At 71.8% G+C, this 14,563-nt stretch carries 16 protein-coding genes; 8 read left to right on the forward strand and 8 right to left on the reverse strand.

Annotated elements, in window-relative coordinates:
- Positions 1–10 precede the first annotated feature (10 nt).
- Positions 11–355 carry a WhiB family transcriptional regulator gene (locus GPA10_RS18020; protein ID WP_171075821.1) on the forward strand — a complete coding sequence of 115 codons (345 nt, stop codon included), beginning with the start codon at positions 11–13 and terminating at the stop codon, positions 353–355.
- Positions 356–497: 142 nt separating this feature from the next.
- Here the strand turns inward: GPA10_RS18020 and bagB are convergent, their stop codons facing one another.
- Complete coding sequence (gene bagB, locus GPA10_RS18025) at positions 498–1,910, reverse strand: ATPase BagB (RefSeq protein WP_157166407.1); 1,413 nt, start codon at positions 1,908–1,910, stop codon at positions 498–500.
- Positions 1,911–2,064: 154 nt separating this feature from the next.
- Positions 2,065–3,039 carry an ATPase BagA gene (gene bagA, locus GPA10_RS18030; RefSeq protein WP_343041040.1) on the reverse strand — a complete coding sequence of 325 codons (975 nt, stop codon included), beginning with the start codon at positions 3,037–3,039 and terminating at the stop codon, positions 2,065–2,067.
- 107 nt (positions 3,040–3,146) lie between these two features.
- Between bagA and sp36 the strand changes: the two genes are divergently transcribed.
- The 4 genes from sp36 to GPA10_RS18050 all read left to right on the forward strand — a co-directional run bounded on the left by sp36 (position 3,147) and on the right by GPA10_RS18050 (position 5,842).
- Entirely contained in the window at positions 3,147–3,308 is a 162-nt protein-coding gene (sp36, locus tag GPA10_RS18035; RefSeq protein WP_003975360.1) for a Sp36 family protein, read from the forward strand.
- Positions 3,305–3,775, forward strand: coding sequence for a RidA family protein (locus GPA10_RS18040; RefSeq protein WP_058850212.1), 471 nt, complete (start codon positions 3,305–3,307; stop codon positions 3,773–3,775). Before sp36 ends, GPA10_RS18040 begins: the two co-directional genes overlap by 4 nt.
- Positions 3,776–3,921: 146 nt before the next feature.
- Positions 3,922–4,827 carry an NUDIX hydrolase gene (locus GPA10_RS18045; protein ID WP_157166408.1) on the forward strand — a complete coding sequence of 302 codons (906 nt, stop codon included), beginning with the start codon at positions 3,922–3,924 and terminating at the stop codon, positions 4,825–4,827.
- Positions 4,828–5,011: 184 nt separating this feature from the next.
- Complete coding sequence (locus GPA10_RS18050) at positions 5,012–5,842, forward strand: MBL fold metallo-hydrolase (protein WP_058850214.1); 831 nt, start codon at positions 5,012–5,014, stop codon at positions 5,840–5,842.
- Positions 5,843–5,896: 54 nt separating this feature from the next.
- Here the strand turns inward: GPA10_RS18050 and GPA10_RS18055 are convergent, their stop codons facing one another.
- Entirely contained in the window at positions 5,897–6,292 is a 396-nt protein-coding gene (locus GPA10_RS18055; RefSeq protein ID WP_157166535.1) for a hypothetical protein, read from the reverse strand.
- A gap of 96 nt (positions 6,293–6,388) precedes the next feature.
- Positions 6,389–7,063 carry a Crp/Fnr family transcriptional regulator gene (locus GPA10_RS18060; protein WP_016642758.1) on the reverse strand — a complete coding sequence of 225 codons (675 nt, stop codon included), beginning with the start codon at positions 7,061–7,063 and terminating at the stop codon, positions 6,389–6,391.
- A 589-nt stretch (positions 7,064–7,652) separates the two neighbouring features.
- Here GPA10_RS18060 and nth point away from each other — a divergent pair.
- The 3 genes from nth to GPA10_RS18075 all read left to right on the forward strand — a co-directional run bounded on the left by nth (position 7,653) and on the right by GPA10_RS18075 (position 11,046).
- Positions 7,653–8,582 (forward strand): endonuclease III, encoded by a 930-nt coding sequence (gene nth / locus GPA10_RS18065; protein ID WP_425505767.1) that lies wholly within the window; start codon positions 7,653–7,655, stop codon positions 8,580–8,582.
- A gap of 472 nt (positions 8,583–9,054) precedes the next feature.
- Positions 9,055–9,696 carry an NUDIX hydrolase gene (locus tag GPA10_RS18070; protein WP_157166537.1) on the forward strand — a complete coding sequence of 214 codons (642 nt, stop codon included), beginning with the start codon at positions 9,055–9,057 and terminating at the stop codon, positions 9,694–9,696.
- A gap of 147 nt (positions 9,697–9,843) precedes the next feature.
- On the forward strand, positions 9,844–11,046 hold the full coding sequence (locus GPA10_RS18075) for a MarP family serine protease (RefSeq protein WP_343041042.1): 1,203 nt from the start codon (positions 9,844–9,846) through the stop codon (positions 11,044–11,046).
- A gap of 60 nt (positions 11,047–11,106) precedes the next feature.
- Here GPA10_RS18075 and GPA10_RS18080 read toward each other — a convergent pair whose 3' ends face one another.
- From GPA10_RS18080 to nhaA, 4 genes are all read right to left on the reverse strand, one after another.
- Positions 11,107–11,322 (reverse strand): hypothetical protein, encoded by a 216-nt coding sequence (locus GPA10_RS18080; protein WP_058850218.1) that lies wholly within the window; start codon positions 11,320–11,322, stop codon positions 11,107–11,109.
- 175 nt (positions 11,323–11,497) lie between these two features.
- Positions 11,498–12,499 (reverse strand): alpha/beta fold hydrolase, encoded by a 1,002-nt coding sequence (locus tag GPA10_RS18085; RefSeq protein WP_241845287.1) that lies wholly within the window; start codon positions 12,497–12,499, stop codon positions 11,498–11,500.
- A complete protein-coding gene (locus GPA10_RS18090; protein WP_058850220.1) occupies positions 12,496–12,993 on the reverse strand; it encodes a phage holin family protein in 498 nt (165 codons plus the stop codon). The genes GPA10_RS18085 and GPA10_RS18090 overlap by 4 nt, the downstream gene beginning before the upstream one ends.
- 98 nt (positions 12,994–13,091) lie before the next feature.
- A complete protein-coding gene (gene nhaA, locus GPA10_RS18095; protein ID WP_058850221.1) occupies positions 13,092–14,495 on the reverse strand; it encodes a Na+/H+ antiporter NhaA in 1,404 nt (467 codons plus the stop codon).
- Positions 14,496–14,563 lie beyond the last annotated feature (68 nt).

Consider the following 14,563-nt stretch of genomic DNA (forward strand, 5'->3'; position numbering starts at 1 on the left):
CGGCGCCGGTATGGGCTGGGTAACCGACTGGAGTGCGCAGGCCGCCTGCCGCACTACCGATCCGGACGAACTGTTCGTACAAGGAGCAGCGCAGAACAGGGCCAAGGCAGTGTGCACCGGTTGCCCGGTGCGGACGGAGTGCCTGGCCGACGCGCTGGACAATCGCGTCGAGTTCGGCGTGTGGGGTGGCATGACAGAGCGGGAGCGGCGTGCGTTGCTGCGCAGGCGCCCCACCGTCACCTCGTGGCGCAGGCTGCTCGAGACAGCACGTTCCGAGTACGAGCGTGGGGCGGGCCTGCTGCCCGTCGACCTGGACGACGAGGAGACCTACGAGAGCTATGCCGCCGTGGGCTGAGCCCACGTCAACACAACGCCGCCGAGTACCGGTGCGCGTGCCGGTACGAGGGTCAGTGGGCGTCCGGTACGGATATCAGTGGGTGTTCAGGGCTGCCCCGGCGTGAGGGGCGCGTGGGCAGCCAGGGGACGGCAGGGGACGGCTAGGAGCGCGTGGACGCGAGCCGGTCGCCGATGGCGCGCAGACCGTCGAGGTCGTGCACATCGCCGGGGAGCGCGGCCACTTCGGCCACGGCCACCTCGGGGTGCAACGCCGTGAAGCGGTCCCGCGTGTGCCGCTCACGGGTGAGCAGTCGCATGCGCTCCGCGTGCAGCCGCAGCAGCCCCGCTGTCAGCTGCTCCACGGACGTGGAACCAGAAACAGAACCGGAACCGGAACCGGTGTCTTCGGTTGAAGATGTCGAAGGTGAACTGCCTGACGCCTCAGGGGAGTCGGGAGCCTCGAACTCTGAGGAGTTACGCAGTCCAACCTTCCCGCCCTCCTGATCCACAATGCCGGACGCCTCAAGATTTTCCGCGGAGCCCGCCGCCCGACCCGACGCCTCACGGGTCTCCGGGGCGCCCGACGCCTCAAGGGTCTCCGGGGCGCCCGACGCCTCAAGGGTCTCCGGGGCGCCCGACGCGTCAAGGGTCTCCGCGGCCGCGAGCGCCCGCTCGGCCGAGAGTTCCGCCGCCCCGCTGCCGTGCACCCGGTTGAGCACGAGCCCCGCCAGCGGCATGTCGTCCGCGGCGAGCCGCTCCACGAAGTACGCCGCCTCCCGCAGCGCGTCCCGCTCCGGCGACGCCACCACCAGGAACGCCGTCCCCGGCGCCTGCAACAGCCGGTACGTCGCGTCCGCGCGCTTGCGGAAGCCGCCGAACATGGTGTCCATCGCGGCCACGAACGTCTGCACGTCCCGCAGCAACTGGCCCCCGAGCAGCTTGCCCAGGGCCCCCGTCATCATCGACATCCCGACGTTCAGGAACTTCATCCCGGCCCGGCCGCCCATCTTCGCCGGGGTCATCAGGAGCCGGATCAGCTTGCCGTCCAGGAAGGAACCGAGCCGCTTCGGGGCGTCGAGGAAGTCCAGGGCGCTGCGCGACGGCGGCGTGTCGACCACGATCAGGTCCCACTCGTCGCGGGAGCGCAACTGCCCCAGCTTCTCCATCGCCATGTACTCCTGCGTGCCCGCGAAGCCCGCCGAGAGCGACTGGTAGAAGGGGTTGGAGAGGATCGCCTCGGCCCGCTCCTTGTCCGCGTGCGCCTCGACGATCTCGTCGAAGGTGCGCTTCATGTCGAGCATCATGGCGTGCAGTTCCCCGCCGCCCTGGACGTCCTTCACCCGCCGCGGCACGTTGTCCAGGGAGTCGATGCCCATGGACTGCGCCAGCCTGCGCGCCGGGTCGATCGTCAGGACCACCACCGTGCGGCCCCGCTCGGCGGCGCGCAGCCCCAGCGCGGCCGCCGTGGTCGTCTTGCCGACGCCACCCGAACCGCAGCACACCACGATGCGGGTCTTCGGATCGTCGAGCAGCGCGTCGACGTCGAGCGGGTCACGTGCCGGATCGAGGCTCATGCGGTCCCAGCTTCCACGGTTCCTTGATGTGTACGCCTTCGGGGATCTGTACGCCTTCGGGGATGCGTACGCCTTGGAGGATGCGTACGGCATCGGGGGCGCGTACGGCATCGGGGATGCGTACGGCATCGAGAGCGCGTACGGCATCGGGGCGTCATGCGACCCCCTGCGCCCGCAGCTCCGCCGCCAGCTCGTACAGACCCGCCAGGTCCAGCCCGTCGGCGAGGAGCGGAAGTTCGTGCAGGGGCAGGCCGTGCCCGGCCAGGACGGCCCGCTGCGCGCCCTCCAGGGCGTGCCGCTCGGCGTACTCCGAGGCCTGCTCCAGGAGCGGACCCACGAGGCGTCCGGCGGCTCCGCGGGCCCCGCCGAGGCCCGCGGCTGCCAGCGTCTTCGCGATGGCCGTGCGCGGCGTCCCACCGAGGCCGAGCTCCAGCTCGGCCTCGTCGAGCAGCGCGGGCCGCACCATGTTCACGATGACCCGGCCCACCGGCAGCTTCGCGGCCCGCAGCTCGGCGATGCCGTCCACTGTCTCCTGGACCGGCATCTCCTCCAGGAGGGTCACCAGGTGCACACTCGTCTCCGGAGACTTGAGCACCCGCATGACCGCCTGCGCCTGGTTGTGTATCGGCCCGATCTTGGCGAGCCCCGCCACCTCGTCGTTCACGTTCAGGAAGCGGGTGATCCGGCCGGTCGGCGGGGCGTCCATCACCACGCAGTCGTACGCGTACCGCCCCTGCTTGTCCTTGCGGCGCACCGCCTCACAGGCCTTGCCCGTCAGCAGGACGTCACGCAGCCCCGGCGCGATGGTGGTCGCGAAGTCGACGGCGCCGAGCTTCTTCAGGGCGCGGCCCGCACCGCCCAGCTTGTAGAACATCTGGAGGTAGTCGAGCAGGGCCAGTTCGGGGTCGATGGCCAGGGCGTACACCTCCCCGCCCCCCGGAGCGACGGCGATCTTCCGCTCCTCGTAGGGCAGCGCCTCTGTCTCGAAGAGCTGCGCGATGCCCTGTCTGCCCTCGACCTCGACGAGGAGAGTGCGCTTTCCCTCGGTCGCGAGGGCGAGCGCGAGGGCCGCGGCGACCGTGGTCTTGCCGGTACCGCCCTTGCCGCTGACGACCTGGAGCCTGCTCACGTATTCGAGCCTAACCAGTCGCCCGGCGGAGTACGCATGTGGCTGCCCCACGGGGCCGGTTCCGAGCCCCGCGCGAGACCCCGCCCGGCAGGCATTACCCTCGCCGTATGACCAAGTGGGAATACGCAACCGTGCCGCTGCTCGTCCACGCCACGAAGCAGATCCTGGACACCTGGGGCGAGGACGGCTGGGAGCTCGTCCAGGTCGTCCCCGGGCCGAACAACCCCGAGCAGCTCGTGGCCTACCTGAAGCGGGAGAAGCAGGCGTGAGCGGCGTGGTCGAGGCCCGCATCGCCGAGCTCGGTCTGACCCTGCCCGGGGTCGTCCCGCCGCTCGCCGCGTACCGGCCCGCGGTCCAGTCCGGCGTCTACGTGTACACGGCCGGGCAGCTGCCCATGGTGGACGGCAAGCTGCCGGTCACCGGCAAGGTCGGCGCGGAGGTCACCCCCGAGGAGGCCAAGGACCTGGCCCGCACGTGCGCCCTGAACGCGCTCGCCGCGGTCAAGTCCGTCGCCGGTGAGCTGGACCGCGTCGCGCGCGTGGTCAAGGTCGTCGGCTTCGTCGCCTCGGCCCCCGACTTCACCGCCCAGCCCACCGTCATCAACGGCGCCAGCGAACTCCTCGGCGAGGTCCTCGGCGACAAGGGCGTCCACGCCCGCAGCGCGGTCGGCGTGGCGGTCCTGCCCCTGGACGCCCCCGTGGAGGTCGAGATCCAGGTGGAGCTCCTCCCCGAGTAGCCCCAGCCCCACTCGCCTCCGGGGCATCTGCTTGCTGCGGGGCATCTGCTTGCTCCGGGGCACCTGAGGACGACGTACGCCACAGACGACGTGCGCCACAACAGAGGCCCCTCGAACATCCGCACCACACCGGATAGCCTCCGCCCATGGCAAATGGGCAGTGGTACCCCCCGGAGTGGCCCGACCGCATTCGCGCCCTCGCGGCGGGCGAACTGACCCCCGCCACCCCTCGCCGCGCGGCCACGGTCATGCTCCTCCGGGACACCGGAACCCCCGGGGCCACTGGGATCACCGGTGACACCGGAACCCCCGGGCCCCAGGTCCACATGCTCCGGCGGCGTACGTCGATGCCCTTCGCCGGCGGAGCGTACGCCTACCCGGGCGGGGGCGTGGACCCCCGCGACGACGACCGCCACGTCCGCTGGGCGGGCCCTCCGCGCACCGCCTGGGCAACCCGTCTGGGTCTGGACGAGGCCACCGCCCAGGCCGTCGTGTGCGCGGCCGTGCGCGAGACGTACGAAGAGGCGGGCGTGCTGCTCGCGGGGCCGACCCCGGACACCGTCATCGCCGACACCACCGGCGACGACTGGGAGGCGGACCGCACGGCCCTGGTCGCCCGCGACCTCTCCTTCGCCGAGTTCCTCGACCGCCGGGGCCTGGTCCTGCGCAGTGACCTCCTGGGTGCGTGGGCCCGCTGGATCACCCCGGAGTTCGAGCCGCGCCGCTACGACACCTTCTTCTTCGTCGCCGCCCTCCCGGAGGGCCAGCGCACCCGCAACGCCTCCACGGAGGCCGACCGCACCGTCTGGATCAGCCCCCGGCAGGCCACCGAGGGCTACGACCGCGGCGAACTCCTGATGATGCCGCCGACCATCGCCACCCTCCGCCAGCTCTCCGGCTGCGCCACCGCCGCGGCCGCCCTGGCCGCCGCCCCGGACCGCGACCTGGCCCCGGTCCTCGCCCGCGCCCGCATCGAGGACGGCGAACTCGTCCTCTCCTGGCCCGGCCACGAGGAGTTCACGAAGCACATCCCGACGGGCGACGCGCCATGACGGCCGTACACGTACACGTACGCGCACATGTACACGTACGAGCCCACAAGGACACGCACGAGACCCCCTGCGCAGCGCACCAGCACCAGCACCCGCGCCCGCACCCGCGCTCGCATTCGCACCCGCGCCCGCATTCACATTCGCACCCGCACCCGCACCCGCACCCGACGGGAGTCACCCCCGCATGACCGAAGCAGCCGCCCTCCCCGGCCAGCCGCGCGGCGGTGTCCTCAGCGGCCCCGCCACCGACCGTGCCGTCAACGTCCTCGCCCCCAACCCGTCCGCGATGACCCTCGACGGCACCAACACCTGGATCGTCGCCGAACCGGACTCCGACCTCGCCGTCGTCGTCGACCCCGGCCCGCTGGACGAGGACCACCTCGCGCGGGTCGTCGCCACGGCGGCTCGGGCCGGGCGGCGGATCGGCCTCACCCTGCTCACGCACGGCCACCCCGACCACGCCGAGGGCGCCGTCCGGTTCGCGGAACTGACGGGCAGCAAGGTCCGCGCCCTGGACCCGGCCCTGCGCCTCGGCGACGAGGGCCTGGCGGCGGGCGACGTGATCACCACGGGCGGCCTGGAGCTGCGCGTCGTGCCCACGCCGGGACACACCTCGGACTCCCTCTGCTTCCATCTGCCCGCCGACCGCGCGGTCCTGACGGGCGACACGATCCTCGGCCGGGGCACGACGATGGTCGCCCACCCCGACGGCCGCCTCGGCGACTACCTGGACTCGCTGCGGCGGCTGCGCTCCCTGACGGTCGACGACGGCGTGCACACAGTGCTGCCCGGCCACGGCCCGGTCCTGGAGGACGCGCAGGGCGCCGTGGAGTTCTATCTGGCGCACCGCGCCAACCGCCTGGCACAGGTGGAGACGGCGGTCGAGAACGGGTACGTGACGTCGGGCGAGGTGGTGGCGCACGTCTACGCGGACGTGGACCGGACCCTGTGGCCCGCGGCGGAACTCTCGGTACGGGCACAGCTGGACTATCTGGGCGAGCACGGCCTCATCTGACCCGGCCTCAACTGACCCGGCCTCATCTGACCCGGCCTGATCTGACCCTCGGTTTCAGGGCCGCGGTCCCTTCACGCCGTGCACGCGCGCGTACTCCTCGGCGAGCCACGGCCCGATCCCGTCGGTGTACTCCTCGACGCCCCCCCGCAGCGCGTCCGCGCCGGCCGCCGCGGCGGCCGAGGCGCGCCAGCGGGGCAGGAACAGCGCGAGGTCGCCGTTCGTCCCGCGGGCGAGGAGGCCGTCGGGCCGGTAGCGGGGCAGGAATTCGGCCAGGTCCTCGCCGAGCAACGGAGTGCAGAGTACGAGCAGCAGGTCCAGGTCGGAGCGGCCCACGCGCGCGGTGCCGCGCGGCACGGAGCCGTACAGGTACGCGCTGTCGAGACGCTCGCCGAAGACCTCGGCCACGCGGGGCACGCACTTCTGCCGTGCACACGCGTTGCCGCCGTGCAACAGGCTTGTGGCGCGGAACCCGCCGTGTCGGGGGTTCCGCGCCACAGGGCCTGCGAGGGTCGTCGGCTCAGGGCGGGCGCCCGGCCCTCAGGGGCCTCAGCGCGAGCGCTTGGCGAGACGCTCCACGTCGAGCAGGATCACCGCGCGCGCCTCCAGGCGCAGCCAGCCGCGGCCCGCGAAGTCCGCGAGGGCCTTGTTGACCGTCTCGCGGGAGGCGCCGACCAGCTGGGCCAGCTCCTCCTGGGTGAGGTCGTGCACCACGTGGATGCCCTCTTCGGACTGGACGCCGAAGCGGCGCGACAGGTCGAGCAGGGCGCGGGCCACACGGCCGGGGACGTCGGAGAACACGAGGTCCGACATCTGGTCGTTGGTCTTGCGCAGACGCCGGGCGACGGCGCGCAGCAGGGCGGCGGCCACCTCCGGGCGGGCATTGAGCCAGGGCTGGAGGTCGCCGTGGCCGAGGCCGAGCAGCTTGACCTCGGTGAGGGCGGAGGCCGTGGCCGTACGCGGGCCCGGGTCGAAGAGCGAGAGCTCACCGATCAGCTCGCCGGGGCCGAGCACCGCGAGCATGTTCTCGCGGCCGTCCGGGGACGTGCGGTGGAGCTTCACCTTGCCTTCGGTGACCACGTACAGGCGGTCTCCGGGGTCGCCCTCGTGGAAAAGCGCGTCTCCGCGCGCGAGGGTCACCTCACTCATGGAGGCGCGGAGCTCCGCGGCCTGCTCGTCATCGAGCGCCGCGAAGAGCGGGGCGCGCCGCAGAACGTCGTCCACGAGTTCTCTCCTTGTCGACCTGCATCAGGGGACCGTGCCCCCAGTTTGCCGGACGGTTCAAACAGTGTGATCAGTCACTCAAGTCTGCCGCACTTGTGACGGGGGCAATGCGGAAGGGGGCCAATTGGGGGCCGATCCGGGGGACCGGCGACGGATACGGACGTCCGCGCGTACCTCGGACATGTGCTCCCTGCCCCGTGAGAGCACAGGCTACGACGGCGAGAGCCATGGTTGTGCGCGCGGATTCTGCTGTGGGCGAACACGTCGACGTTACCTCAGGGAACCGGACAAAGCGGGCGTTGTGTGGAACGTGGAGTGCGGAGTGCGGGGTGCCGAGTGCGGAGTGTCGAGCGCGGTGCGCGGTGCCCGGCGCGCGGAGTGTGGTGCGCGGAGTGTGGAGCGGGGGCGTGTGCCCGCGCGTGCTCCGTCGCCCGGTTGCCCGAAGCGCCGGTGGCGGGCTTCCGGATCGTCTTGCGGAGGGGCTTCGGCGCGGTGCCGGCCGGGCATCCCCGCCGTCGGTGTCAGTGAAGGACCGTACGCTGGCGGCATGGCGAAACGAGGCGTGTCAGAGGGTTCCGGGGACGGAGGCGTGACGGTGCCGAAGGGGACGTCGGGGACGGTGTCGAAGAAGCCGTCCGGCGCGGCGGCGAAGGAGCGTTCCGCGAAGGGCGCGGCAGCGAAGGAGCATTCCGCGAAGGGCGCGGCCGCCGCCGAGAAGGCCGCCGCCACGCCCGTGAAGAAGGCCAAGCCCCCGCAGTCGCGCACGGCCCTCGTCCGGCAGGCCCGGCGGATCAACCGGGAGCTGGCCGAGGTGTATGCGTACGCCCACCCCGAGCTGGACTTCGAGAACCCCTTCCAGCTCCTGGTCGCCACGGTCATGTCGGCACAGACCACGGACCTTCGGGTGAACCAGACGACGCCCGCCCTCTTCGCCGCCTATCCGACCCCCGAGGACCTGGCCGCGGCCAACCCGGAGGAGGTCGAGGAGCTGATCCGCCCGACCGGCTTCTTCCGCGCCAAGACGAAGTCGATCATGGGCCTGTCGGCCGCGCTGCGCGACGAGTTCGGCGGCGAGGTCCCGGGCCGTCTCGAAGACCTGGTCAAGCTGCCGGGCGTGGGCCGCAAGACGGCCTTCGTCGTCCTCGGCAACGCCTTCGGTGTGCCCGGCATCACCGTGGACACCCACTTCGGGCGTCTCGTGCGCCGCTGGAAGTGGACCGAGCAGACCGACCCGGACAAGGTCGAGGCCGAGGTCGGCGCGCTCTTCCCGAAGAGCGAGTGGACGATGCTCTCGCACCGCGTGATCTTCCACGGCCGCCGCATCTGCCACTCCCGCAAGCCCGCCTGCGGCGCCTGCCCCATCGCCCCGCTCTGCCCGTCGTACGGAGAGGGTGAGACGGACCCCGAGAAGGCCAAGAAGCTCCTGAAGTACGAGATGGGCGGCATGCCGGGGCAGCGGCTCAAGCCCCCGCCGGGCTACCCCGGCAAGCCGGCGCCCCCGCTGGGCGCCGCCGGGTGAGCCGGCGGCGGGACGCCCGTGACGACGAGGAACCATCCGCGGACCCAAGGGCGTTGTGCAGAGATGGACGGGGGTGCCGATGACGCACGCGAGCGGCATGCACACAGGCGGCGGTGACACCGGGGCGGGGTACGACGCCGCGGACGCGCGGGGCGGCCGCGGCGCTCACACGGCGCCGCAGCCCGGCCCCGGCACCCACGCGAGCCCGCAAGGCGACCACGGGGGGCTCGGAGAACACGGCGGACTCGGGGAACATGGCGAGTTCGGAGAACACGGCGGACTCGGAGGGCACGGCGGGGCCGAGTCAGGGCGTGAGCACGACGGTGAGCAAGCCCGTGATCAAGCCCTTGAGCGATCCCTTGAACGATCCCTTGAGCACGACAGTGGGCAACAGCCCGCTCAAGCCCGTGACCACACCCGGCGCCATGACCATCACGCCCTCACCGCCCAGGGCCTCCTCACCGCCGAGGGCCTGCCCGAGTGGCTGACCCCCGTGCTGCGCGCCGTCGAGACGGTGCGGCCGCACCAGCTCAGCCGGTTCCTGCCGCCGAAGAACGGCGCGGGCCGCCAGTCCGCGGTCCTCGTCCTCTTCGGAGAGGGCCGAAAGGGGCCCGAGCTGCTCCTCATGGAGCGCGCCAGCTCCCTGCGCTCGCACGCGGGCCAGCCGTCGTTCCCCGGCGGCGCCCTCGACGCGGAGGACGGCGACCCGCGCGTGGAGGGCCCGCTGCGGGCCGCCCTGCGCGAGGCCGAGGAGGAGACCGGCCTCGACCCGGACGGCGTTCAGCTCTTCGGGGTGCTGCCGAGCCTGTTCATCCCGGTGAGTGACTTCGTGGTGACGCCCGTGCTCGGCTGGTGGCGTGCGCCGAGCCCTGTCGGTGTCGTCGACCCGGCCGAGACGGCCCGCGTCTTCACGGTGCCCGTGGCCGATCTCACGGACCCCGCGAACCGCGCGACGACGGTGCACCCGAGCGGCCACAGAGGCGCGGCGTTCCTCGTCGAATCCGCCCTGGTCTGGGGTTTCACGGCCGGAATCATCGACAGGCTGCTGCACTACGCGGGCTGGGAACGACCCTGGGACAGGGACCGCCAGGTCCCGCTCGACTGGGGCTCATGACAAGGTTGCGGGGACCGGGGCAGCGGACGGCCCCTCGTCCCGCGGGACGGGTGTGCCGTCCCTCCCCACAGAGCGACCGCGAGCGACCGCGAGCGACCGCGAGGCGAGGCGATGCGGGCAACGATGCGAGGCGAGGACTGAATTTCCGTGAACCTGCTGGACATCCTGCTGCTGCTCGCCGCCGTGTGGTTCGCGATCGTCGGCTACCGCCAGGGTTTCGTCGTCGGCGTCCTCTCGGTGATCGGCTTCCTCGGCGGCGGTCTCATCGCGGTGTATCTGCTCCCCGTGGTCTGGGGCGCCTTCACCGACGAGAACGCCGAGGTCAGCACCAGCGCGGCGGTGGCGGCCGTGGTCGTCGTCATCGTCTGCGCCTCCGTCGGCCAGGCCTTCACCACCCATCTGGGCAACAAGCTGCGCCGGTACATCACCTGGCAGCCCGCCAGGGCCCTGGACGCCACGGGCGGCGCGATGGTCAACGTCGTCGCCATGCTCCTCGTCGCCTGGCTGATCGGCTCCCTCCTCGCGGGCACGACGCTGCCCACGCTCGGCAAGGAGGTCCGCAACTCCAAGGTGCTCCTCGGGGTCGACCGCGCCCTGCCCGGCCAGGCCGACACCTGGTTCACGGACTTCTCGTCCGTCCTCGCCCGCAACGGCTTCCCGCAGGTCTTCAGCCCGTTCTCGAACGAGCCCATCAAGGACGTCGAGCCGCCCGACCCCAAGCTCGTCGGCAGCAAGGTCGCCGCCACCGCCAAGCGCTCCATCGTGAAGGTCAGCGGTGACGCGCACAGCTGCGGCAAGGCCCTCGAAGGCACCGGCTTCGTGTTCGCCCCGCGCCGCGTCATGACGAACGCGCACGTGGTGGGCGGCGTCGACGAGCCCAAGGTGCAGATAGGCGGCGAGGCCGAGAAGTACGACGCCAAGGTCGTGCTCTACGACTGGAAGCGCGACATCGCCGTCCTGGACGTGCCGACGCTGCCCGCCCCGGCGCTGAAGTTCACCTCCGGGGACGCGGAGAGCGGCAACAGCGCGATCGTGGCGGGCTTCCCCGAGGACGGCCCCTACGACGTGCGCTCCGCGCGCGTACGCGGCCGCATCACGGCGAAGGGCCCCGACATCTACCACCGGGGCACGGTCCGCCGCGACGTGTACTCGCTGTACGCCACGGTCCGTCAGGGCAACTCCGGCGGCCCCCTGCTCACCCCGCAGGGCAAGGTCTACGGCGTGGTGTTCGCCAAGTCGCTCGACGACCCGGACACCGGGTACGCGCTGACGGCGGACGAGGTGCGTGAGGACATCGAGCGCGGCCGTACCGCCAACCAGGAGGTCGACAGCCAGGGGTGCGCGCTGTAGGGAGCCGCGGGACGGGGCGCGTCAGTCGTCGACCCCGGCGCGGGTTCTGGGCGCGCGCCGTCAGTCGCGGGTGTGCCGCAGCCGAGCGGACATCCAGCGGGCCCTGCGGCGCAGGATGCGGGGAATGCCGATGGCCTCGACGGAAGCCGGGTCCGCCGGAACCGCCGCGGACCCGGGATGTCCCGGATCGTGCGGGCCGCCCCTCTCGTGGCTGTTCACCACGGTGGCCGTCCGGCGCTTGCGTGCTACGTCACTGTAGTCGTGCGTCCAGCCCATACCCGGACGTGTGCCCGTGCCTCAAGGTCGGTAACCGCGCCCAAGGGCCCCAATTGGCCTATGCGGCGGGCAAATGGCGTTCGTCGGACAGTAGTTCCCCGACGGTGCCCGGAAGTTACCCCAACCTTCCCACGGGAAACCGTACGAACGGCTCCACCGAGCCGGGTGAACGGCGCTACCGGTCCGGCTCGGGGTCCTTCAGCCAGGAGACCAGCTCGGACGAGAACGCCACCGGGTCCTCCTCGTGCGGGAAGTGGCCGAGCCCGTCGAACAGCCGCCAGCGGTACGGCGCTTCGACGTACTCACCGGACCCGGCCGCGCTGCGCGTACGCATCACCGGGTCGAGGGAGCCGTGCAGATGCAGCGTCGGCACCCGTACGGGACGCTTCATGCGCCGGTTGAACTGGATGCCGTCGGGCCGCGCGAGGGACCGCACCATCCAGCGGTACGGCTCGACCGCGCAGTGCGCCGTCGAGGGGATGCACATGGCACGGCGGTACGTCCGCACGGCCTCGTCGTCCGGCAGGCTCGGCCCCGACCAGTCCCGTACGAGCCGGCCCACCAGGGCCCCGTCGTCCGCGACGAGCTGCCGCTCGGGCAGCCACGGCCGCTGGAAGCCCCACACGTACGAACCGGCCGCCGTCTGCTTGCGGTCCCGCAGCATCGCCGAGCGCCAGCGCCGCGGGTGCGGCATCGAGGAGACGGCGAGGCGGCGCACCAGCTTGGGCCGCATCACCGCGGCCGTCCAGGCGAGGTAGCCGCCCAGGTCGTGGCCGACGAGCGCGGCGTCCGGCTCGCCGAGGGAGCGGACGACGCCGGTGATGTCCAGGGCGAGGTTCGCCGGGTCGTAGCCGCGCGGGGTCCGGTCGCTGCCGCCGACCCCCCGCAGGTCCATCGCCACGGCGCGGAAGCCCGCGTCGGCGAGGGCCACGAGCTGGTGCCGCCACGTCCACCAGAACTGCGGAAAGCCGTGCAGGAGCAGCACCAGCGGGCCCTCACCGAGCTCCGCGATGTGGAAGCGCGCCCCGTTGGCGGCGACGTCCCGGTGCGTCCAGGGGCCCTCGATCCGTACGGTCGAAGGGACCGCGGAACTCCCCGAAGGGGTCGTCTGCGGTGCCGGCGCGGCCGAGGGGGACACTGCCGTGGTCTTGCCCGAAGGCGTGGCTTGCTCCGTCATGAAGACGAGCGTGCCACAGCGGTGCCCCGCTCACCCGCCTCCAGCTCGACGGTCACCGCCGGGGGGACGGGCCGCGGGTGCGGCTTGGCGTGCGCCAGGACGGCGGCGGTCTCCTTGGCGGCGGCCGCGGCCTTCTGCGGGCCCTTGCCGCGTGCGGCCTTCTTCGCGAAGATCACGCCGATCAGGGCGAGCACCCCGGCCACCAGGACGTTCGCCGCGAAGGACAGCACGAAGCAGATCGCCAGGTTCCAGTCGCTCCAGGTGTGGATGCCGTACGCGAGGGCGAAGCTCAGCATCGGCAGCGAGAAGATGAGGACGGCGGTCGCCGCGATGAACGCGGCGCTGCCGATCGCACCGCGCTTGACGTCCTGCGTCAGCTGGGCCTTGACCAGCGCGATCTCGTCGTGCACGAGCTCCGACATCTCTTTGCTCGCCGCCGAGACGAGCTGGCCGAGGCTGCGTTCGGTGCCGACGGGACCGTCGGGTGAGCTCATCGCATGCTCCCATTCCTCTGACTTCTGGTCTGACTTCTGACTTCTGGCCTGGCTTCTGGTCCGACTTCACGCCTGCTCCTGCGGAAGTTCTGGTCAGATCATGCCGGACCGTCGTCCGTGTCGCGCGACGCGCCCGCCTGTCGCGCACGTCGGCGGTGCTCGTCGGCCTTCTTCTGGTGGATGTCCGCCATGCGCAGGTGGTAGTCCGGGTCGTCCTGTTCGTAGACGTCGGGGATGCCGCTGAGGTCCTCGTCGCGCTCCTCGTCCTCCCACAGCTTGCGGTACTTCACATCGCGTACCTTGAGCAGGATCGCGGAGAGCACGGCCGCTGTCAGGGAGCCGAGCAGCACGGCCGCCTTGATCTCGTCGGTGAGCACCGGGTCGTCGCTGAAGGCGAGTTCCCCGATGAGCAGGGACACGGTGAAGCCGATCCCGGCGAGCGAGGCGACCGCGAACACGTCCGGCCAGGCCAGGTCCTCGTTCAGCTCGGCCCGGGTGAAGCGGGCGGCGAGCCAGGTGCCGCCGAAGATGCCGACGACCTTGCCGACGACGAGACCGAGGACCACGCCGAGCGTCTCCGGCTGCGTGAAGACGTCCCGCAGTGCCCCGCCGGAGACGGCGACACCAGCGCTGAACAGCGCGAACAGCGGTACGGCCAGCCCCGCGGAGAGGGGGCGCACCAGGTGCTCGATGTGCTCGCCGGGGGAGTGCGACTCACCCGCGCCCTCCTCCTTGTGGCAGCGCAGCATCAGGCCCATGGCCACGCCCGCGATGGTGGCGTGCACGCCGCTGTTGTACATCAGGCCCCAGATGACGAGGGCCAGCGGCACGTACACGTACCAGCCGCGGACGCCCTTGCGCAGCAGCAGCCAGAAGACGGCGAGCCCGATGAACGCGCCGCCGAGCGCCGCGAAGTTCAGGTCGCTGGTGAAGAAGATCGCGATGATCAGGATCGCGAACAGGTCGTCGACGACGGCGAGCGTCAGCAGGAAGGCGCGCAGCGCCGACGGCAGCGAGGTGCCGATGACCGCGAGGACCGCGAGGGCGAAGGCGATGTCGGTCGCCGTCGGCACTGCCCAGCCGTCGGTCGAGCCGCCGCCGACGACGTTGACCAGCGTGTAGACGAGGGCGGGCGCTGCCATGCCGCAGAGCGCGGCGATCACCGGCAGGGCCGCGGCCTTGGGGTCGCGCAGATCACCGGCGACCAGTTCGCGCTTGAGCTCGATGCCGGCGACGAAGAAGAACACCGCGAGAAGCCCGTCGGCGGCCCAGTGCTGCACGGACAGGTTCAGGCCGAGCGATCCGGGTCCGACGTGGAAGTCCCTGACGGTCTCGTAGCTCTCCTTGAGCGGGGTGTTCGCCCAGATCAGCGCGGCGATCGCGGCCAGCAGGAGGAGGACGCCGCCCACGGTCTCGGTACGCAGTGCCTCGGCGACGAAATTGCGCTCGGGCAGGGAGAGACGGCCGAGGAACTTGCGGGTGGTGCGGACGGGCGCGGCCACGGTGGATCGACCTCCGGTCGGTAGGCAGGCAGGGCAGAGCACTTGCCGACCAGACTTCCCGGCGCACC

This window comes from Streptomyces typhae, from assembly GCF_009755605.1.
Taxonomy (GTDB): domain Bacteria; phylum Actinomycetota; class Actinomycetes; order Streptomycetales; family Streptomycetaceae; genus Streptomyces; species Streptomyces typhae.